We start from the raw sequence: 19891 nt of genomic DNA, 5'->3' as shown, positions 1-19891 counted from the left end.
AGCATTGTGGCCAGGCGACACGCTGGGCATCCGTGCCGATGAGCAGGACGAACGAAACGACCGAGTGAGGCGGGCGGTGACATGGGTCTAGTCGACCGCATCGAGCGCAAGCTCGAGTCGACGGTCGGTGACGCTTTCGCCCGGGTGTTCGGCGGTTCGATAGTTCCGCAGGAAGTCGAGGCGATGCTCCGCCGGGAAGCCGACACCGGTGCGCGGGAAGTGCTCGGCGGCCAGGTTTTGGCCCCGAACGCCTACGTCATTACCCTCAGTGTGCCTGACTATCAGAAGGTGAGCGCCGACCCAGACCTCACATCAGCGACTTTTGCCAAGCACTTGGAGGGATACATCCGTGAGCAGGGATGGCAAACGTATGGTGATGTTGTCGTCAGGTTCGAAGAATCATCCACCCTGCACACCGGACAGTTTCGCGCGCGTGGAGCGGTCAATCCCGACTCGACCACTGGCGAACCCGCCCCACCACCTCGAGTACGTGTGTCCAGCGCAGAATCAGGAGTACCACCGATGAGCGACAATCCGACCTACCGCGGCGGCCAGGGGCCGGGCCGGCCAGCCGACGAGTATTACGACGAGCGGTACGGCCGTCCGGACGACCGCGGTCAGTATCCCCCGCAGGAGCAAGGCGGCTACCCGCCCCAGGGTGACCCCTACCCGCCGCGTCAGGGCGGCTACCCCGACCAGGGCGGCTATCCAGAGCAGCAGGGCGGCTACCCGGAACAGGGCGGCTATTCCGACCAAGGCTATCCACCGCCGTCGTACGAACAACGGCCTCCCGGCGGCGGGTACGGCCCGCCGCAGGGCGGTTACCCGGATCAGGGCTATCGCCAGGCACCCGGCGGCTACGGTCCGCCACAAGGTGGGCAGCCGGGCTATGGCGGTCCTCCCGCCGGTGACTACGACTACGGCCGCTCGCCGGCGCCGGGCCGTCACGAAGAGGGTGGTTATGGCCGGCCCGAGCCACGGCCCACGTATCCGGATCAGGGCGGCTACCCCGACCAGGGTGGCTATCCCGACCAAGGCGGCTATCCCGACCAGGGCGGCTACGGCGGTCAGCCGTACGGCCGCCAAGACCAGGGTTACGGCGCCCCGCCGGACTACGGCCGCTACGGCGACGCGCCGGCCGCCGGTTACGCCGAGCCCGCGGGTGGCTACGAGCCCGCGGGTGGCTACGACTACGGCCAGCAGGGCGGCTACGGCGCCGGCTACGGCCAGTCCGACTACGCCGCCGGCGGCGCCACCGTCACGCTGCAGCTCGACGACGGCAGCGGCCGGACCTACCAGCTACGCGAGGGCACGAACGTGATCGGCCGCGGCCAGGACGCCCAGTTCCGGCTGCCCGACACCGGGGTGTCGCGACGCCACCTGGAGATCCGCTGGGACGGACAGGTCGCGCTGCTGTCCGATCTGAACTCCACGAACGGCACCACCGTGAACAACGCGCCGGTGCAGGAGTGGCAGCTCGCAGACGGCGACGTGATCCGGCTGGGCCACTCCGAGATCATCGTCCGCGTGCACTGAGCACCGAGGCCGGCCGCGGCCGGGGCGCGAAGCTCGTCGCTTCCCGCTCATGTCGGTGACCGTCCAAGTATCGTGACGGTGCCGAGGCCGGCTGCGCGGTGCCGACGCAACGAGAACGGGACGGGGACGGAGAGGACGTCAGATGCAGGGGTTGGTACTGCAACTGACGCGCGTCGGATTCCTGTTGCTGCTATGGCTGTTCATCTGGTCAGTGCTCAGAATTCTGCGCACAGATCTCTACGCGCCCACCGGTGCCGTCATGGTGCGCCGTGGGCTGCCGCTGCGGGCCTCGCTGCTGCCCAACCGGGGCCGTCGTAACGTGGCGCGGCATCTGGTGGTCACCGAGGGCGCGCTGGCCGGGACCCGCATCACGCTGGGCAGCCAGCCGGTGTTGATCGGGCGCGCCGACGATTCGACCCTGGTACTCACCGACGACTACGCCTCGACCCGGCACGCCCGCCTGTCGCCTCGAGGTTCGGAGTGGTACGTCGAGGACCTAGGATCGACCAACGGCACATACCTCGACAGGGCGAAGGTGACGACGGCGGTACGCGTTCCGATGGGCACGCCGGTTCGGATCGGCAAGACGGTAATCGAGCTGCGCCCGTGACACTGGTGCTTCGCTATGCCGCGCGCAGCGACCGCGGCCTGGTCCGGGCGAACAACGAGGACTCCGTCTACGCCGGTGCGCGACTGCTCGCACTTGCCGACGGGATGGGCGGCCACGCCGCCGGCGAGGTCGCCTCCCAGTTGGTGATCGCCGCGCTGGCCCACCTCGATGACGACGAGCCCGGCGGCGACCTGTTGTCCAAGCTCGACGCCGCGGTCCGCGAAGGCAATTCGGCGATCGCCGCGCACGTCGAGGCCGACCCCGAGCTCGAGGGCATGGGCACCACGTTGACCGCAATCCTGTTCGCGGGCAACCGGCTTGGGTTGGTGCACATCGGCGACTCCCGGGGCTATCTCCTGCGCGACGGTGAGCTGACCCAGATCACCAAGGACGACACTTTCGTCCAGACTCTCGTCGACGAGGGCCGCATCACCGCGGAAGAGGCGCACAGCCATCCGCAGCGGTCGCTGATCATGCGCGCGCTGACCGGTCATGAGGTGGAGCCCACGCTGATCATGCGTGAGGCGCGCGCCGGCGACCGCTATCTGCTGTGCTCCGACGGGCTCTCCGATCCGGTCAGCCACGACACCATCCTCGAGGCACTGCAGATTCCCGATGTGGCCGAAAGCGCCGACCGGCTCATCGAATTGGCGCTGCGCGGCGGCGGACCCGACAACGTCACCGTCGTGGTGGCCGACGTCGTCGACTACGACTACGGGCAGACCCAGCCGATCCTGGCCGGTGCGGTGTCCGGCGACGACGACCAGCCCCCGCCCAATACCGCAGCTGGTCGAGCGTCGGCGTTCAACCCGCGCCGCAACGAAGCCAAACGCGTTCAACCGGAACCGGAGGAACCGCCGCGGCCGCCCAAGTCGCGGCGGCGAATGTTCATCGCCGCCGTTCTGCTGGTGTTGGCGGTACTGGCCGGGTTGGCTGTCGGCCGGGAGATCATCCGCAACAACTTCTACGTCGCCGCCCACAACGGCACCGTGTCGATCATGCGAGGGGTGCCCGGATCGATCCTCGGCTATTCGTTGCAGGAGCCGTACCGACAGGGCTGCTTGACCGAACGCAACGGCCTGAACCTCATCAGCCCCGGACAGCAGCCGCGCGACTGCCAGATCTTTCGGGTCAGCGATCTGAAGCAGTCCGAACAACGGCAGGTCATCGCCGGGCTGCCGACCGGATCCGAAGACCAGGCCATCAGCCAGATCAACCAGCTGGCACGCGATTCGCTGCTTCCGATCTGCGCGCCGCCTCCGCCGCCGCCTCGCACCAGTGAGACGCCGCACAGCCCAGCACCGACGAATTCGCCTGGCGTACCGAACAATCCGCCGACCCGCGGTGAAACCGGCGCCCCGGCGCCCGAGACGCCGCGAACGGTGACGCCACCCCCGCCGGAACCGAGGTCGCCTGCTCCGCAACCGGAACCAGGTGCACCGTCACAGCCGGGCGACCCGTCACCGCCCGCGTCGTCGCCCAAGCCGCCACCGGCACCGACGGTCACCGCGTTGCCCCCGCCGCCGCCGGAACCGGGCACCAACTGCCGGGAAGTGGCATGACCACCCAGCCGCAGTCCGCCGTCGCCGTTACGCCGCCACTTCCCAACCGGCGCAACGCCGAACTGCTCCTGCTCGGCTTCGCGGCCGTCATCACCACTCTCGCGCTGCTGCTCGTCGAGGCCAACCAGGAGAAGGGGCTGCACTGGGATCTCGCGCAGTACACCGTCGCGTATCTGGCGTTGTTCAGCGGTGCGCACCTCGCGGTGCGACGTTTCGCCCCGTACGCCGATCCCCTTCTTTTGCCGGTGGTCGCGCTGCTGAACGGGTTGGGACTGGTGATGATTCACCGCCTCGACCTCGGATCCGGCGAGCTGAGGCAGGACGGCTTGGGCGGCACCGCCAACCAACAGATGCTGTGGACCCTGCTCGGGGTCATCGGGTTCTCGCTGATCGTGATCTTCCTGCGCGACCACCGGCTGCTGTCCCGCTACGGCTATCTGTGTGGGCTAAGCGGCCTGATTCTGTTGGCCATTCCGGCAGTGCTGCCCCGCTCGGTGTCGGAGCAGAACGGTGCCAAGATCTGGATTGAGTTCCCGGGCTTCTCGATTCAGCCCGCCGAGTTCTCGAAGATCCTGCTGCTGATCTTCTTCGCTGCGGTGCTGGTGTCCAAGCGCAACGTCTTCACCAGTGCGGGCAAGCACGTTCTCGGCATGGATCTCCCCCGGCCCCGCGACCTCGCGCCGCTTCTCGCCGCCTGGATCGCCTCGGTCGGGGTGATGATCTTCGAGAAGGACCTCGGCACCTCGCTGCTGCTGTACGCGTCGTTTCTGGTGCTGGTCTACGCCGCCACTGACCGGCTCAGCTGGGTCGTCATCGGCCTCGCCCTGTTCGCAGCGGGAAGCATTGCCGCATACCACCTTTTCGATCACGTCCAGGTCCGCGTGCAGACCTGGCTGGACCCGTTCGCCGACCCCGACGGCGCGGGTTACCAGATGGTGCAGTCGCTGTTCAGTTTTGCGACCGGAGGGATCTTCGGCACCGGTCTTGGCAATGGTCAACCCGCCACTGTGCCCGCCGCATCAACCGATTTCATCATCGCGGCCATCGGCGAGGAACTCGGCCTGGTGGGCCTGGCCGCGGTGCTGATGCTCTACACGATCGTCATCATCCGGGGCCTGCGCACCGCGATCGCCGTGCGTGACAGCTTCGGGAAGTTGCTCGCCGCGGGCCTGGCCTCGACGCTGGCGCTGCAGTTGTTCATCGTCGGCGGCGGTGTCACCAACCTGATTCCGCTGACCGGCCTGACGACGCCCTGGATGTCCTACGGAGGGTCTTCGCTGCTGGCGAACTACCTGCTGCTCGCCATCCTGGTGCGCATCTCGCATTCGGCCCGGCGCCCCATTGTCACCGCACCGCAGACCCCGACCCCGATCGCGGCGGCCGGCACCGAGGTGATCGAGAAGGTATGAACACCTCGCTGCGCCGCATCGCCGTCTCGGTTATGGCCCTGATCGTGCTGCTGCTCGCCAACGCCACCCTCACGCAGGTGTTCACCGCTGACGGGTTGCGCTCCGATCCGCGCAACCAGCGCGTGCTGCTCGACGAGTACTCCCGGCAGCGCGGGCAGATCTCCGCGGGTGGCCAGTTGCTGGCCTACTCGGTGTCGACCAACGGTCGGTTCCGGTTCCTGCGGGTGTATCCCAATCCCCAGGCCTACGCGCCGGTGACGGGCTTCTACTCGCTGCAGTACTCGAGCACCGGCCTGGAGCGCGCCGAGGACTCCATCCTCAACGGCTCCGACGAACGGTTGTTCGGCCGGCGGCTCGCCGACTTCTTCACCGGCCGCGACCCGCGCGGCGGAAACGTCGACACCACGATCAATCCGCAGGTGCAGCGCGCGGCCTGGGAGGCGATGGAGGACGGTTGCGACGGGGGGTGCCATGGTTCGGTGGTGGCCATCGAGCCCTCGACGGGCAAGATCCTGGCGATGGTCTCGGCGCCGTCCTACGACCCGAACCTGCTGGCCACCCACAACATGGCCGCCCAGACGGAAGCCTGGCAGCGGCTGCGCGACGACCCCGAGTCTCCGCTGCTGAACCGCGCGATCTCCGAGACGTACCCGCCGGGGTCGACCTTCAAGGTGATCACCACCGCGGCGGCCCTGCAGCGGGGCGCCACGGTGGACACCCAGCTCACCGCCGAACCGCGAATCCCGTTGCCGGACAGCACCGCAACGTTGGAGAACTTCGGCGGCGCGTCCTGCGGCGGGGGCCCCACCGCGTCGCTTCGGGAGGCCTTCGCCAGGTCGTGCAACACCGCGTTCGTCCAGTTGGGCATCGACACCGGCGCCGACGCGCTGCGGTCGACGGCCCGCGGGTTCGGCCTCGACGCGCCCGCGCCGATGATCCCGCTTCAGGTGGTCGAGTCGAGCGTCGGCCCGATCGCCGACGCCGCCGCGCTCGGCATGTCGAGTATCGGCCAGAAAGACGTCGCGCTCACTCCGCTGCAGAACGCCCAGGTCGCCGCGACCATCGCCAACGGTGGGGTGGCGATGCGGCCCTATCTCGTGGATAGCCTGAAGGGACCCGACCTCTCGAACATCGCTACGACGGCTCCGCAGGAAGAGCGCCGGGCGGTGTCGCAGCAGGTCGCCGATACACTTACGGACTTGATGGTCGCCGCCGAGCAGGTGACGCAGCAGAAGGGAGCCATCGCCGGCGTGCAGATCGCATCCAAGACCGGCACAGCGGAGCACGGCACCGACCCGCGTAACACCCCTCCGCATGCCTGGTACATCGCCTTCGCCCCGGCACAGGCCCCCAAGGTCGCGGTCGCGGTGCTGGTCGAAAACGGCGGTAACCGGCTGTCGGCGACGGGCGGGGCGCTCGCCGCGCCGATCGGCCGGGCCACGATAGCCGCCGCCCTGCGGGAGGGCTCATGAGCGACGCTCGCGAGCCAATCATGGGCGCAGCATGCGGCGACCGAGCCAGCGAGGGGGTCGCATGAGCCCCCGCGTCGGAGTGACGTTGTCCGGGCGCTACCGGTTGCAGCGGTTGATCGCCACCGGCGGCATGGGCCAGGTGTGGGAGGCGGTGGACTCCCGGCTGGGCCGGCGGGTCGCGGTGAAGGTGCTCAAGGCCGAGTACTCCACCGACCCCGAGTTCGTCGAGCGGTTCCGCGCGGAGGCCCGCACGGTCGCCATGCTCAACCATCCCGGCATCGCCAGCGTGTACGACTACGGCGAGACCGACATGGACGGCGAGGGTCGCACCGCCTACCTGGTGATGGAACTGGTCAACGGCGAACCGCTGAACTCGGTGCTCAAACGGACCGGCCGGCTGTCGCTGCGCCATGCGCTCGACATGCTCGAGCAGACGGGACGCGCGCTGCAGGTCGCCCACACCGCGGGCCTGGTGCACCGCGACGTGAAGCCGGGCAACATCCTGATCACCCCGACCGGTCAGGTCAAGCTCACCGACTTCGGCATCGCCAAGGCCGTCGACGCCGCGCCGGTGACGCAGACCGGCATGGTGATGGGCACCGCGCAGTACATCGCGCCCGAGCAGGCGCTGGGTCATGACGCCACCGCCGCCAGCGACGTGTATGCGCTGGGAGTTGTTGGCTACGAGTCGGTTTCGGGCAAGCGTCCGTTCACCGGCGACGGTGCGCTGACGGTGGCGATGAAGCACATCAAGGAGACGCCGCCGCCGCTGCCCGCCGATCTGCCGCCCAATGTGCGCGAACTGATCGAGATCACCCTGGTCAAGAACCCCGGTATGCGGTATCGCTCCGGCGGGGCATTCGCCGACGCGGTCGCCGCGGTGCGGTCCGGACGGCGCCCACCGCGACCGAACGCCGCGCCGTCGATCGGCCGGGCCGCGCCCACCGCCGTGCCGTCGGCCACTCAGGCCCGCGCCGCCGCCGACATGACCGGTCGCGCCCCGGCCACCGCCGCGCGCCCACGCCCGGCAACCGGTAGCCACCGCCCGCCGCCGCCGCGGCGCACGTTCTCGTCGGGCCAGCGCGCGCTGTTGTGGGCCGCGGGGGTGCTGGGGGCGCTCGCGATCATCATCGCGATCCTCATCGTGCTCAACGCTCAGGACCGCCAGGACAAGCAGACGCCGCCACCGACGATCACCAACACCATCACCGAGACCACCCCGTACGAGTCGCCGGCGGCGCTACCGGATCGGACCGGGCGCGGGGGCGAAGTTGATGGTGAGGAAGAATCAGGGGTAACCACACCGCAGGCGATGGCGCCACCGGCACGGGCGCTGGTGCTGCCGTCGACCCCGGCACAGGAGCTGGACCTGCGACTTTCGGCTCCAGAACAGACATCGCAATGACGACCCCGCAACACCTGTCCGACCGCTACGAGCTCGGCGAGATCCTCGGCTTCGGTGGCATGTCCGAAGTCCATCTCGCACGCGACACGCGCCTGCATCGCGACGTCGCAATCAAGGTGCTGCGCGCCGACCTCGCCCGCGATCCGAGCTTCTATCTGCGTTTCCGCCGCGAAGCGCAGAACGCGGCCGCCTTGAACCACCCTGCGATCGTCGCGGTCTACGACACCGGCGAGGCCGAGACGCCGAGCGGTCCGCTGCCCTACATCGTGATGGAGTACGTCGACGGGGTGACGCTGCGCGACATCGTGCACAGCGACGGTCCGATGGAACCGCGGCGGGCCATCGAGGTGATCGCCGACGCCTGCCAGGCGCTGAACTTCAGCCACCAGCACGGGATCATCCACCGCGACGTCAAGCCGGCCAACATCATGATCAGCAAGACCGGCGCGGTGAAGGTGATGGACTTCGGGATCGCCCGCGCACTGGCCGACGCCAACAGCGTCACGCAGACCGCCGCGGTGATCGGCACCGCGCAGTACCTGTCGCCCGAGCAGGCCCGCGGCGAAAAGGTCGACGCGCGTTCCGACGTCTACTCGCTGGGCTGTGTGCTCTACGAAATCCTCACCGGGGAGCCACCTTTCATCGGTGACTCCCCCGTCGCGGTGGCCTACCAACACGTCCGCGAGGACCCCATTCCGCCGTCGCAACGGCACAATGACATCACCCCGGAACTGGACGCCGTGGTGCTCAAGTCGCTGGCGAAGAACCCCGACAACCGGTACCAGACAGCCGCGGAGATGCGCGCCGATCTGGTCCGGGTGCATAGCGGCGAGCAACCGGACGCCCCGAAGGTGTTCACCGACGCCGACCGCAACTCGCTGTTGTCGGCGCCGCCCAGTCATGAGCGCACCGAGCCGATCGAGCCGGCCCCGATGCCGCAGCCGCGCGAGTACGCCGAGCGGGAGCGGCGCGGCTCCGTCGGGCGGTGGCTGGCCGCGGTCGCGGTACTGGCCGTGCTCACCGTGGTGGTGACGGTCGCGATCAACATGTTCGGCGGCGACACCCGCGCCGTCGAAGTGCCCGACGTGAGCGGCCAGCCGTCGGCGGATGCGATCGCCGAACTGCAGAACCGTGGCTTCAAGACGCGCACCCAGCAGCGGCCCGACTCCACGGTGCCGCCCGACCACGTCATCAGCACCGATCCCAGCGCCGACACGTCGGTCGAGGCCGGTGAAGAAATCACCATCAACGTCTCCACCGGTCCGCAGCAGCGGGAGATACCCGACGTCAAGAACCTGACGTACGCCGAGGCGGCGCAGAAGCTGACCGAGGCGGGTTTCGAGAAGTTCAAGCCGTCGTCGTCGCCGTCGACGCCGGAGCTCAAGGACCGGGTCCTCGGCACGAATCCGCCCGCGAATCAGACCTCGGCGATCACCAACGAGATCACCATCATCGTGGGCTCGGGACCCGAAAGCCGCACGGTGCCCAACGTCGCGAACCAGTCAGAGGCCTCCGCGCGGCAGATTCTGACCGCAGCCGGGTTCACCAACGTGGTGCCGGTCCAGGTCGACAGCCCCGAACCCTGCGGACAGGTCATCGGCACCCTGCCGCCCGCCGGACAGGATTCCCCGGTGGACGCCCCGGTTCAGTTGCAGCAGTCCGCCTGCAATCAGTTCCTGATGCCCGACCTGCGCGGAATGTTCTGGGTGGATGCCGAACCGCGGCTGCGGGCGCTGGGGTGGACGGGTTCCTTGGACAAGGGCGCCGACGTGCCGAACAGCGGCCAGCGGGCCAACGCGGTCGTCACTCAGAGTCCGGCGCCGGGCGCCAGCGTGGACTTCGGCGCGACGATCACGCTGAGTTTCGCGTCGTAGCGGCCGCGCGCTGCACGGCGCTCGAGACCTCGTCCTCCAACCGCCGGACCAGCGACTCGGCGGGCGCCGCGCCGCAGTAGCCGAGCCAGTTGGCCAGCATGCGGTGCCCACCCTCGGTGAGGATCGACTCGGGATGGAACTGCACACCGTGGATCGGCAACGCGACGTGCCGCACGCCCATGATGACGCCCCCTTCGGTGCGAGCGGTCACCTCCAATTCGGCGGGCACCGTGTCGGGCAGAATCGTCAGCGAGTGGTACCTGGTCGCGGTGAACGGATCCGGAAGTCCTTGCAGCACACCGGAATTGGTGTGATGAACGACGCTGGTCTTACCGTGTAGCAGTTCGGGAGCGCGGTCGACCGTGCCGCCGAAGGCCACCCCGATCGCCTGGTGGCCGAGGCACACGCCCAGCAGCGGGGTCTCGGCCGCCGCGCACGCCTTGACGAGGGGGATGGACGCGCCGGCCCGCTCCGGCGTACCCGGACCGGGGCTGAGCAGCACCCCGTCGAACTCGTCGGCGGCCGTCGCGATGTCGGCGCCGGTGCCCAGGCGGTCGTCGTCGTTGCGCCAGACCTGCGCGTGCACTCCGAGCTGACCCAGGTACTGCACCAGGTTGAACACGAAGCTGTCGTAGTTGTCGACCACCAGGACCTGCATCAGCCCAGGTTACTGGGTGCGATTTCGGTGTACTTCGTCGCGGCTCGCGCCACCTACGACACCGAAGTCACCATCCGATCGGCCCCGCCGGCTTCGCGAACTTCATCCGGACGGGTTCGGTGTACCCGACGAGTTCGACCTCGGCGCGCGGCTCTTCGGAGTACCCCAACCCGAAGCGCACCACGTACTGCCGATAGAGCTTGACCAGGGGAGCGGCCGCCAACGCCGCCTGCATGGCAGCCGCATCGCCGATCGCGGTGATCACGTAGGGCGGGCTGTAGGTGCGCCCGTTGAGCAGCAGGGTGTTACCGACGCACCGTGGCGCGGACGTGCCGATGATCCGCTGGTCCTGCATCTGGATGCCCTCCGCGCCGGCGCTCCACAGCGCGTTGAGTACCGCGTCGATGTCCTGCTGGTGCACCACCAGGTCGTCGGGGGAGGCGTCGCGGGGGAACCGGCCCTCGGCGTCGCGCTGGGCGTCGTTGAGGGTGACGACGAGGCCGGGCCCGCGCATCGGGTCCAGCCCGGCGACGGTCGCCAACCGCGAAGCGCGCGCGGTGATGGCGGTCAGGGCCGCGTCGGCGCGGGGGCTGCCTCCGTGGTGGCTCTCCATCGCCGTCGCGAGGGAGTCCCGTTCGGCGCCGAGTCGGTCCACCGACTGCTGGGTCTCCCGGACGAGGTCGACCAGCCGCGGGGCGTCACTGCGCCGAATGTCGTCGCCACCGGAGACTCCGTGGGTGGTTGCGAGCAGAAGTCCCGCCAGCAGACAGATCACCGGCACGCCGTACCGCCACAGGCCCGCGCGAGGCGTGGGCCCTCGCGTCCCGCGACCACGCACCGACCGTTGCATCCCCGCTACCCGGCTTCCCTGACTCTGCTGTGGCGGACCTACGTTAGGCTCGTATCTACATCGTCGCACCAGTTGTCCCGAAGGTACCCATGCCCAAGTCCAAGGTCCGCAAGAAGAACGACTTCACCAGCAACCCGGTGAGCCGGACGCCCGTCAAGGTCAAAGCCGGGCCGTCCAGTACCTGGTTCGTGGTGTTGTTCGTCGGCTTGATGCTGATCGGTCTGGTCTGGCTTCTGGTGTTCCAGTTGGCGTCGTCGGCGATCCCGTTCCTTGCCGAACTGGGTCCGTGGAACTACGCGATCGCGTTTGCTTTCATGATTACCGGGCTGTTGCTCACCATGCGGTGGCGCTGAACCATCGATCCGACGGCATGAATTCATTCTGGTCGCTGATCGTTATCCTTCCAGCAACCTCCGAGTAATCGGATCACACCGATGTGATTCATCCCCATTGGGGATAGCACTTGTGGATAACCGCGTAAGGGGCGGTGAAAGGGTGTGCACAACGGATGCAGCAAACTCAGTGGGGTCCCCCCGCGGCGGGCATCGCCGCGTGCGGCATAGCCGGAGTTATCCTCGCTATTCTCGCTGTGATGCTGATCACAGACCCTCCTGGCCGCATTCTGGCGGGCGTTGCCGGGGTGGGATTGATCGTGTTTGCGATCCTTTCGTGGCGCGCGCGACCGAAGCTGGCAATCGAAGAAGCCGGCCTGGTGACCCGGGGCCTGTTCGGCACCCGGATGTTGCCGCGCACCGACATCAAGCTGATCCGGATCACCGAGTTCCGCAGGTTGGCCCGCAAAGTCCGGTTACTTGAAATCGACACCATCGACGACCGGCTGCTCGTGTTCACCCGGTGGGACCTGGGCACCGATCCACTGCAGGTACTCGACGCGTTGACCGACGCGGGCTACGCCGGCACGGGCTCCTGACCGCTGCGGTCAGGCGATGGTGATCGAGTCGACGACCACCGGATCGGTGGGCCGGTCGTTGCGGTCGGTCGCAGTCGTTGCGATCGCGTCGACGACCTTCTGGGACTCAGCGTCGACGACCTCGCCGAAGATCGTGTGCTTGCGATTCAGGTGCGGAGTCTTGCCCACGGTGATGAAGAACTGCGAGCCGTTGGTGCCCGGGCCGCGGTTGGCCATCGCGAGCAGGTAGGGCCGGTCGAACTGAAGCTCGGGGTGGAACTCGTCGGCAAACTCGTAACCCGGCCCGCCGCGGCCGGTGCCCGTCGGGTCACCGCCCTGGATCATGAAGCCGTCGATGACGCGGTGGAACACGACGCCGTCGTAGAACGGGCCCGATGTGCTGCCCGATGCATTCTCGCCGCTGTAATCCTTGGTTCCCTGTGCCAGTCCGACGAAGTTGGCGACGGTCTTGGGCGCGTGGTTTCCGAAGAGTGCGATCTTGATGTCGCCGCGGTTGGTGTGCAGGGTCGCGGTCGCTGTCTGAATGGGGCTCGTCACGGGGTGTCAGTGTGCCACGCCGCCTTCGAAGCCCAACCGGCACCGCCGTCTTGCGGTAGATGGCAGGCTGTTGTCGACCCCCTCCACGCCGCGAAAGAGGTGCGCCATGAGCTCGAAGACGGACGTTCGGTTGACCCCAGGCGAGCGGTTGAGCCGCGGCCTGAAGTACACGGCGGTCGGCCCGGTCGACGTCACGCGCGGCGCGCTGGGGCTCGGCGTCCATGGCGCGCAGTCGTCGGCGGAATGGGTGGGCGAGCGGTACCGCCGCGGGCGGCTCAAGGCTCAGTTGAGCGAGGATCTGGCGACCGCGCAGCAGGCCATCGCGCAGGAACTCAGTGCGGCGCAGGAGATCGTGTCGCAGGCGCTGCTCGGCGCGTCGTCGGCGCGCACCGCGAAGAGCAAGCTGCGCAGGCGCAGGCTGGTGATGGTCGGCGTGGGTGTCGCCGCGTTGGCCGGGGGAGCGGTTGTGTTCTCGATCGTGCGGCGGTCGACGCAACCGGAGCCGTCGCCCTTGCCGCCGAGCGTAGAGGTGGCGCCGCGGCCCTGAGAAGGCCCGGCCGGCCGCACGAGAATCGAAGTGGAGCCTAGGAGAATCGAACTCCTGACATCTACCTTGCAAAGGTAGCGCTCTACCAACTGAGCTAAGGCCCCTGGTCCGCCGACGGCGCACCGGGCGCCGCGTGCCACACCTCGACGCCGTGGCGCGACCGCCAGAGGGCGACGGCGGCTGCGGCGGCGATCGCCGTGGCGATCAACAGCACCCGCCTCATGGTGTGCACCTTTCCGTGGGGCTAGGAGGACTCGAACCTCCGACCTCTTCGTTATCAGCGAAGCGCTCTAACCGCCTGAGCTATAGCCCCGTAACGCCGCTACGGCCGAGCGACGAGATTACCGCAATCGTAGGCTCCCGCCCAAACCGCGGAGCGTGCCTCAGTCCCTTCGACGGGCCGACAATCAATCCCGGTCGGCGAGCGTGACTTCCACGCCGCCGACCAAATCCGTTGTCAGGTTGTAGACGAACGCACCGATGGTGGCCATGGCCGTCAACAGCACGATGTTGACCAAGCCGATCAACGTCGCGCCACCGAAGATGGTGCCGCTGGACACCAACTCGCCGCCGGACCCGCCGCCGGCGCTGGTGAGCAGGTCGCCGACGTTGCTGTTGAGCTTGCTCCACACGCCCATACCGCCGAGCACGAGGTAGAGGAACGCCACCGCGATCATCCACACGAAGAACAGCGCGACCGACAGCACCGCGGAAACCTTCAAGGTGCTCCACGGGTCGATCCGACGGATCTGCATGCTGGCCCGGACCGGGCCCTTGTGCCGGGTGCCGACCTGGACGCGGGGCCCGGAGGCCGGGCGGCTGGCCGGTTCCCCGCTCGGCCGGTCGGCGGGTTTGCGCTGCTGCGGCGGGCGCGGCATCGGCCCGGACAGGTCCGGCAGTTCGCTGGCGTAGGTCTCCGGGCGGGGAGGCTCAGTCCGCTCGCCGCGCGTCGGCACGTCCTCCGTCGGCGCCGATCCACCCGACACGAAGCGGTTGAGGCGTGCGCTGGGGCCGGGGGAGTTGTTGGGATTGCCTCGGACGTCGTCGGCCGGCCGCTCGGGCGGATGACCGTCATCGCCCGGGCCGTCGCCGCGCGGCCCCGGACCGGGACCCCGCCTCGGCGGCTCCGGCGGCCGGACCCCCGGCTGTGCCGCCCGCGCCGCGGGCCCCCGCTGCCACGGCGGGACGTCTCCGCGGTCGGGGACATCGGGCCGGGCCGCACCCAGAGCGTCGTTGTTGGCGGCGGAGCCGTTGGCGCCCGCTGGACTTTCGCCCGCGTGTGGGCGTCCCGGCTCGTTCGGTGAGCTCACCTACGGCTCCTCACTGGTCCCGTCACTGCTCACGCACCGGGGTCGGTGTTGACCTCGTCGGTGCTGTCGCCTTCCTCCGCGTTGCGCGCGATGGCTATCAGTGTCGTGCCCTCACCCAGGTTCATCAACCGAACACCCTTGGTTTGCCGCCCGGCCTTGCGAACCTGGCGAGCCGCGGTCCGGATGACACCTCCACCTGACGTGATGGCGTACAACTCTGTGTCGTCATCGACGATCAACGCACCCACCAGACTGCCACGGCGTTTGTCGTACTGGATCGTCAGGATGCCTTTGCCGCCGCGGCCCTGCGGGCTGTACTCCTCGATGGCCGTGCGCTTGGCGTACCCGCCGGATGTCGCGACCAGCAGATACGTGTTCTCCCGCACGACGTTCAGCGACAGCAGCGCGTCATCGGCGTTGAACCGCATGCCCTGCACACCGGAGGTGGCCCGACCCATCGGCCGCAGCGCCTCGTCGGTAGCTGAGAATCGGATCGACTGGCCCTTGGCCGACACCAGCAGCAGGTCGTCCTCGGCGGAGCACAGCACCGCTCCGACCAGTTCGTCGCCGTCGCGCAGGTTGACCGCGACGATGCCGCCGGAGCGGTTGGAGTCGAAGTCGGTCAGCTTCGACTTCTTCACCAGCCCGTTGCGGGTGGCCAGCACCAGATACGGCGCGTCCTCGTAGCTCTTGATCTGGATCACCTGGGCGATCCGCTCCTCCGGCTGGAACGCCAGCAGGTTCGCGACGTGCTGGCCGCGCGCGGTGCGCGACGCCTCCGGCAGGTCGTAGGCCTTGGCGCGATAGACCCGGCCCTGGGTGGTGAAGAACAGGATCCAGTCGTGGGTCGAGCAGACGAAGAAGTGGTTGACGATGTCGTCCTGCTTGAGGCCGGCGCCCTGCACGCCCTTGCCGCCGCGCTTCTGGCTGCGGTACAGGTCGGTCTTGGTGCGTTTGGCGTAGCCGGTCTCGGTGATCGTGACGACGACGTCCTCGCGGGCGATCAGGTCCTCGTCGGCGACCTCGCCGTCGGCGGCGATGATGCGGGTGCGACGGTCGTCGCCGTACTTGTCGGCGATCTCCTTGAGCTCGTCGCGCACGATCGCGCGCTGCCGCTCGGGTTTGGCGAGGATGTCCTCGAGGTCGGCGATCTCGGCCTCGATCTTCGCCAGGTCGTCGACGATCCGCTGCCGTTCCAGCGCAGCCAGGCGGCGCAGCTGCATGTCCAGGATCGCCTGGGCCTGGATGTCGTCGATGTCGAGCAACTCGATCAAGCCCTGCCGCGCGACGTCGACGGTCTCCGACGCCCGGATCAACGCGATCACCTCGTCGAGCGCATCGAGCGCCTTGACCAGGCCGCGCAAGATGTGGGCCCGCTCGTTGGCCTTGCGCAACCGGTAGCGGGTGCGCCGCACGATGACGTCGAGTTGGTGGTTGACGTAGTGCCGGATCAACTGATCGAGGCGCAGCGTGCGCGGGACGCCGTCGACGATCGCCAACATGTTGGCCCCGAAGCTGGTCTGCAGCTGGGTGTGCTTGTAGAGGTTGTTCAGCACCACCTTGGCGACCGCATCGCGCTTGAGCTCCACCACGATTCGCAGTCCGACACGGTCGCTGGACTGATCCTCGATGTTGGCGATGCCGTTGAGCTTGCCGTCGCGGACCTGCTCGGCGATCGAGGTGATGAAGTTGTCGTGGTTGACCTGATAGGGCAACTCGGTGATGACGATGCCGGTGCGACCGCGGTTGTCCTCTTCGATCTCCACCACGCCGCGCATCCGGATGGATCCGCGCCCGGTGGTGTAGGTGTCGGAGATCCCTTGCGACCCAACGATCAAGCCGTGGGTGGGGAAGTCCGGCCCCTTGACGCGTTCGGTGACCGCGGCGAGCGTCGCCTCCTCATCGGCGTCGTGGTTGTCCAGGCACCAGTACACCGCCTCGGCGAGTTCGCGCAGGTTGTGCGGCGGGATGTTGGTGGCCATGCCGACGGCGATACCACCCGAACCGTTGGCCAGCAGGTTGGGGAACCGGCTCGGCAGCACGGTCGGCTCCTGCACCCGGCCGTCGTAGTTCGGAATGAAATCGACTGTCTCCTCGTCGATTTCACGCAGCATCTCCATCGCCAGCGGAGTGAGCCGCGCCTCGGTGTTGTGGCTGACGAACCCGTTGGTGATGAAGGCGTGGTCGGCGCTGTCAACCCGCAGGCTGTACACCGGTTGCACACCGGCGTCCGTGACGGACTCGACGCGGGCGTAGGCGTAATCCTCGATTGTGAATTCTGCGACGGAATTTCGTTGATTTGCGTCGCCGGATGCACAATCGGCGAGCATCGCGATGCGGTCACCCGGCCGGATGTCCTCGATCAGCTTCCACTCGAGCGTCGGTACGCCACCCACCTCGTCCAGGCACAGCAACGGGTGATTACCCGTACCCGTGACGGCACGGCCGTCAGCGCTGGTCACCGTGTACGTCTGGTGATCGCCCGAGTGGAACAACCGGTCGGCAACGACGGGTTCGCCGTGGCGGCCGAGGACCTTCATCTCGATGACGTTGTCCGAGTTAGGCTTTGCGTCGGGCACGACCGCGTCGATGCGAATACTTCTGCCTTCGGGGAGGCTGACCACCGCGTCGCCGGTGACGCAGTACCGCATAGCGGCCGGCGGGTCGTTGCCCGGTGAGCCGAAGTTGCCCTGACCGTCCACCAGGGGATAGCGCAGCGACCACGGCTGGGCCATCCGGACCAGGGTGTCGTAGATCGACGCGTCGCCGTGCGGGTGGTAGTTACCCATTGTCTCGGCCACAGACCGCGCGGATTTCGCGTGGCTACGGTCCGGCCGGAAGCCCGAGTCGAACATCGCGTAGAGCACGCGGCGGTGCACGGGTTTGAGGCCGTCACGCACCTCGGGCAGCGCGCGCCCGACGATCACGCTCATCGCGTAGTCGATGTAGCTGCGCTGCATCTCCTGCTGGATGTCGACCGGTTCGATCCGGTCGCCTTCGGGCGGCAAGGTATCAGTCATCAATCAGCCTTAGCGGGTTGAGTTAAACATCAAGGAAGCGCACGTCTTTGGCGTTGCGCGTGATGAAGCTGCGGCGGGCTTCGACGTCCTCGCCCATCAGGATCGAGAACAGTTCGTCGGCGGCCGCGGCATCGTCGAGGGTGACCTGACGCAGCACCCGCACCGACGGGTCCATCGTCGTCTCCCACAGCTCTTTGGCGTCCATTTCGCCGAGACCCTTGTAGCGCTGGATGCCGTCGTCGGTGTTGATCTTCTTGCCCGCCTTGCGGCCCGCCTCGAGCAAGCCGTCGCGCTCGCGGTCGGAGTAGGCGAACTCCGGCTCACTGCGCTGCCACTTCAGCTTGTACAGCGGTGGCTGCGCCAAGAAGATGTGCCCGTTCTCCACCAGCGGCTTCATGAACCGGAACAACAGCGTCAGCAGCAGCGTCGAGATGTGCTGGCCGTCGACGTCTGCGTCGGCCATCAGCACGATCTTGTGATAGCGCAGCTTGGAGATGTCGAACTCGTCGTGGATACCGGTACCCAGCGCGGTGATGATCGCCTGGACCTCGGTGTTCTTCAACACGCGGTCGATGCGGGCCTTCTCGACGTTGATGATCTTGCCGCGCAGCGGAAGGATCGCTTGGAACATCGAGTCGCGGCCGCTCTTAGCCGAGCCGCCGGCCGAATCGCCCTCCACCACATACAGTTCCGACTTGCGCGGATCGGTGGACCGGCAGTCGGCCAACTTGCCGGGCAGCCCGCCGATGTCGGTGGCGCTCTTGCGGCGCACCAATTCGCGCGCCTTGCGGGCCGCGATTCGGGCCTGCGCCGACGACACCGCTTTGTTCACAATGGTTTTGGCTTCGGCGGGGTTGGCGTCGAACCAGTGTGTGAGTTCCTCGTTGCAGATCTTCTGCACGAACGACTTGACCTCGGTGTTGCCGAGCTTGGTCTTCGTCTGGCCCTCGAACTGCGGCTCGGACACCTTCACCGAGATCACCGCGGCCAAACCCTCACGGATGTCGTCGCCGGTGAGGTTGGGGTCCTTGTCCTTGAGCAGCTTCTTGTCCTTGGCGTACTTGTTGACCACCGACGTCAACGCGGCGCGGAAGCCCTCTTCGTGGGTACCGCCCTCATGCGTGTTGATCGTGTTGGCGAACGTGTGCACGGACTCGGAGTAACCGGCGTTCCACTGCATCGCGATCTCGACCTCGTGGCCGGAACCCTTGCCCTCGAAGTCGATGACGCTCTGCTGGATAGGCGTCTTCGTCCGGTTGATGTGCTTGACGAAGTCGACCAGGCCGCCGGGATAGTGGAAGGTCCGGTGCTTGACCTTGTGCGGGGCGCTGGCTTCGGCGGCCTTCTCGTCGGCGCTCTTCGGCGCTTCGGCGGTGTCGCTGACGACCTCGTCGACGACTTCCTCCGCGGTGACGCGCTCATCGGTCAGTTCGATGGTGAGGCCCTTGTTCAGGAAGGCCATTTCCTGCAGGCGCCGCGCGATCGTTTCGAAGTCGTAGTTCAACGTCTCAAAGACGTCGGGGTCGGGCCAGAAACGGATGGTGGTGCCGGTCTTCTTGGTCTTCTCACCCTGCTTGAGCGTTCCCGGCACCGAACGGTCGTAGGTCTGGAACCACTCATAGCCGTCGGTCATGATGTCGGCCTCGAGCCGGGTGGACAGCGCATTCACCACGGACACGCCGACGCCGTGCAGACCGCCGGAGACCTGGTACGCGCCTTCCTCGAACTTGCCACCGGCGTGCAGAACCGTCATCACGACATCGACGGTCGGGATGCCTGTGGAGTGCATCCCCACGGGGATCCCGCGGCCGTCGTCGGTGACCTGGACACCGCCGTTCTCCAGGAGCCGCACGTCCACTTTCGTCGCGAAACCGGCCATCGCCTCGTCGACGGCGTTGTCGACCACCTCCCAGATGAGGTGATGCAGGCCGCGCTCACCGGTGGAGCCGATGTACATGCCCGGCCGTTTGCGGACCGCTTCCAGGCCTTCGAGCACCTTGATCGAATCGGCACCGTATTCTTTCGGGGCACTCTTCTTCTGGGCAGCCACGTTGGACGGGTCTCCTTGGTCTCTTGCCGGGGAAAGCTGGCTAGGCGGTCGACAGCCGCCTGCGGGTCGCTTCCCAGTCTACCGCCCGATGGCGACAGGACCGATTCTGAGGGGGCGTTT

The 19891-nt window shown here is 67.6% G+C and carries 17 protein-coding genes and 2 tRNA genes; 10 read left to right on the top strand and 9 right to left on the bottom strand.

Annotated elements, in window-relative coordinates:
• Positions 1 to 81 precede the first annotated feature (81 nt).
• The 7 genes from AU185_RS01495 (at position 82) to pknB (ending at position 9868) form a co-directional block, all read left to right on the top strand.
• Positions 82 to 1536, top strand: a complete 1455-nt coding sequence (locus AU185_RS01495; RefSeq protein WP_059100542.1) for an FhaA domain-containing protein — start codon at positions 82 to 84, stop codon at positions 1534 to 1536.
• A gap of 142 nt (positions 1537 to 1678) precedes the next feature.
• Positions 1679 to 2146, top strand: coding sequence for an FHA domain-containing protein FhaB/FipA (locus AU185_RS01490; RefSeq protein ID WP_059100541.1), 468 nt, complete (start codon positions 1679 to 1681; stop codon positions 2144 to 2146).
• The gene (locus AU185_RS01485) at positions 2143 to 3708 is read left to right on the top strand and encodes a PP2C family protein-serine/threonine phosphatase (protein ID WP_059100540.1); all 1566 of its coding nucleotides are present in this window, start codon (positions 2143 to 2145) and stop codon (positions 3706 to 3708) included. Before AU185_RS01490 ends, AU185_RS01485 begins: the two co-directional genes overlap by 4 nt.
• Positions 3705 to 5117, top strand: a complete 1413-nt coding sequence (locus AU185_RS01480; RefSeq protein ID WP_059100539.1) for an FtsW/RodA/SpoVE family cell cycle protein — start codon at positions 3705 to 3707, stop codon at positions 5115 to 5117. Before AU185_RS01485 ends, AU185_RS01480 begins: the two co-directional genes overlap by 4 nt.
• Entirely contained in the window at positions 5114 to 6589 is a 1476-nt protein-coding gene (pbpA, locus tag AU185_RS01475) for a D,D-transpeptidase PbpA (RefSeq protein ID WP_059100538.1), read from the top strand. The genes AU185_RS01480 and pbpA overlap by 4 nt, the downstream gene beginning before the upstream one ends.
• Before the next feature lie 61 nt (positions 6590 to 6650).
• Entirely contained in the window at positions 6651 to 7994 is a 1344-nt protein-coding gene (locus AU185_RS01470) for a protein kinase domain-containing protein (RefSeq protein ID WP_059100537.1), read from the top strand.
• Positions 7991 to 9868 (top strand): Stk1 family PASTA domain-containing Ser/Thr kinase, encoded by a 1878-nt coding sequence (pknB, locus tag AU185_RS01465; protein ID WP_059100536.1) that lies wholly within the window; start codon positions 7991 to 7993, stop codon positions 9866 to 9868. The genes AU185_RS01470 and pknB overlap by 4 nt, the downstream gene beginning before the upstream one ends.
• Here pknB and AU185_RS01460 read toward each other — a convergent pair.
• Both AU185_RS01460 and AU185_RS01455 read right to left on the bottom strand, forming a co-directional pair.
• Positions 9846 to 10526, bottom strand: a complete 681-nt coding sequence (locus AU185_RS01460) for an aminodeoxychorismate/anthranilate synthase component II (RefSeq protein WP_059100535.1) — start codon at positions 10524 to 10526, stop codon at positions 9846 to 9848. The two genes, pknB and AU185_RS01460, sit on opposite strands and share 23 nt — an antisense overlap.
• Positions 10527 to 10593: 67 nt before the next feature.
• Positions 10594 to 11376, bottom strand: coding sequence for a DUF881 domain-containing protein (locus tag AU185_RS01455; protein ID WP_082683682.1), 783 nt, complete (start codon positions 11374 to 11376; stop codon positions 10594 to 10596).
• A gap of 89 nt (positions 11377 to 11465) precedes the next feature.
• Here AU185_RS01455 and crgA point away from each other — a divergent pair, with 89 nt between their 5' ends.
• Both crgA and AU185_RS01445 read left to right on the top strand, forming a co-directional pair.
• Positions 11466 to 11729 carry a cell division protein CrgA gene (gene crgA / locus AU185_RS01450; RefSeq protein WP_059100533.1) on the top strand — a complete coding sequence of 88 codons (264 nt, stop codon included), beginning with the start codon at positions 11466 to 11468 and terminating at the stop codon, positions 11727 to 11729.
• A gap of 155 nt (positions 11730 to 11884) precedes the next feature.
• A complete protein-coding gene (locus AU185_RS01445) occupies positions 11885 to 12307 on the top strand; it encodes a PH domain-containing protein (RefSeq protein ID WP_059100532.1) in 423 nt (140 codons plus the stop codon).
• 9 nt (positions 12308 to 12316) lie between these two features.
• Here AU185_RS01445 and AU185_RS01440 read toward each other — a convergent pair whose 3' ends face one another.
• Positions 12317 to 12844: a peptidylprolyl isomerase gene (locus tag AU185_RS01440; protein WP_059100531.1), complete on the bottom strand. Its 528-nt coding sequence runs from the start codon at positions 12842 to 12844 to the stop codon at positions 12317 to 12319.
• Positions 12845 to 12950: 106 nt separating this feature from the next.
• Between AU185_RS01440 and cwsA the strand changes: the two genes are divergently transcribed.
• On the top strand, positions 12951 to 13391 hold the full coding sequence (gene cwsA, locus AU185_RS01435) for a cell wall synthesis protein CwsA (protein WP_059100530.1): 441 nt from the start codon (positions 12951 to 12953) through the stop codon (positions 13389 to 13391).
• Positions 13392 to 13422: 31 nt separating this feature from the next.
• Here cwsA and AU185_RS01430 read toward each other — a convergent pair.
• From AU185_RS01430 to gyrB, 6 genes are all read right to left on the bottom strand, one after another.
• Positions 13423 to 13495 (bottom strand) — tRNA-Ala (locus AU185_RS01430).
• Positions 13486 to 13614, bottom strand: a complete 129-nt coding sequence (locus tag AU185_RS25485) for a hypothetical protein (protein WP_286131840.1) — start codon at positions 13612 to 13614, stop codon at positions 13486 to 13488. The genes AU185_RS01430 and AU185_RS25485 overlap by 10 nt, the downstream gene beginning before the upstream one ends.
• Before the next feature lie 16 nt (positions 13615 to 13630).
• A tRNA-Ile gene (locus tag AU185_RS01425) sits at positions 13631 to 13704 on the bottom strand.
• Positions 13705 to 13798: 94 nt separating this feature from the next.
• A complete protein-coding gene (locus AU185_RS01420; protein WP_059100529.1) occupies positions 13799 to 14701 on the bottom strand; it encodes a DUF3566 domain-containing protein in 903 nt (300 codons plus the stop codon).
• Between the two features lie 29 nt (positions 14702 to 14730).
• Positions 14731 to 17721, bottom strand: a complete 2991-nt coding sequence (gene gyrA, locus AU185_RS01415; RefSeq protein WP_059100528.1) for an intein-containing DNA gyrase subunit A — start codon at positions 17719 to 17721, stop codon at positions 14731 to 14733.
• A 22-nt stretch (positions 17722 to 17743) separates the two neighbouring features.
• A complete protein-coding gene (gene gyrB / locus AU185_RS01410; RefSeq protein ID WP_059100527.1) occupies positions 17744 to 19771 on the bottom strand; it encodes a DNA topoisomerase (ATP-hydrolyzing) subunit B in 2028 nt (675 codons plus the stop codon).
• Between the last annotated feature and the right edge of the window lie 120 nt (positions 19772 to 19891).

This window comes from Mycobacterium sp. GA-0227b, assembly GCF_001499855.1.
Lineage (GTDB): Bacteria > Actinomycetota > Actinomycetes > Mycobacteriales > Mycobacteriaceae > Mycobacterium.
Note: the sequence above shows the minus strand (reverse complement) of the source record. Positions and strands in the feature narration are given on the sequence as shown.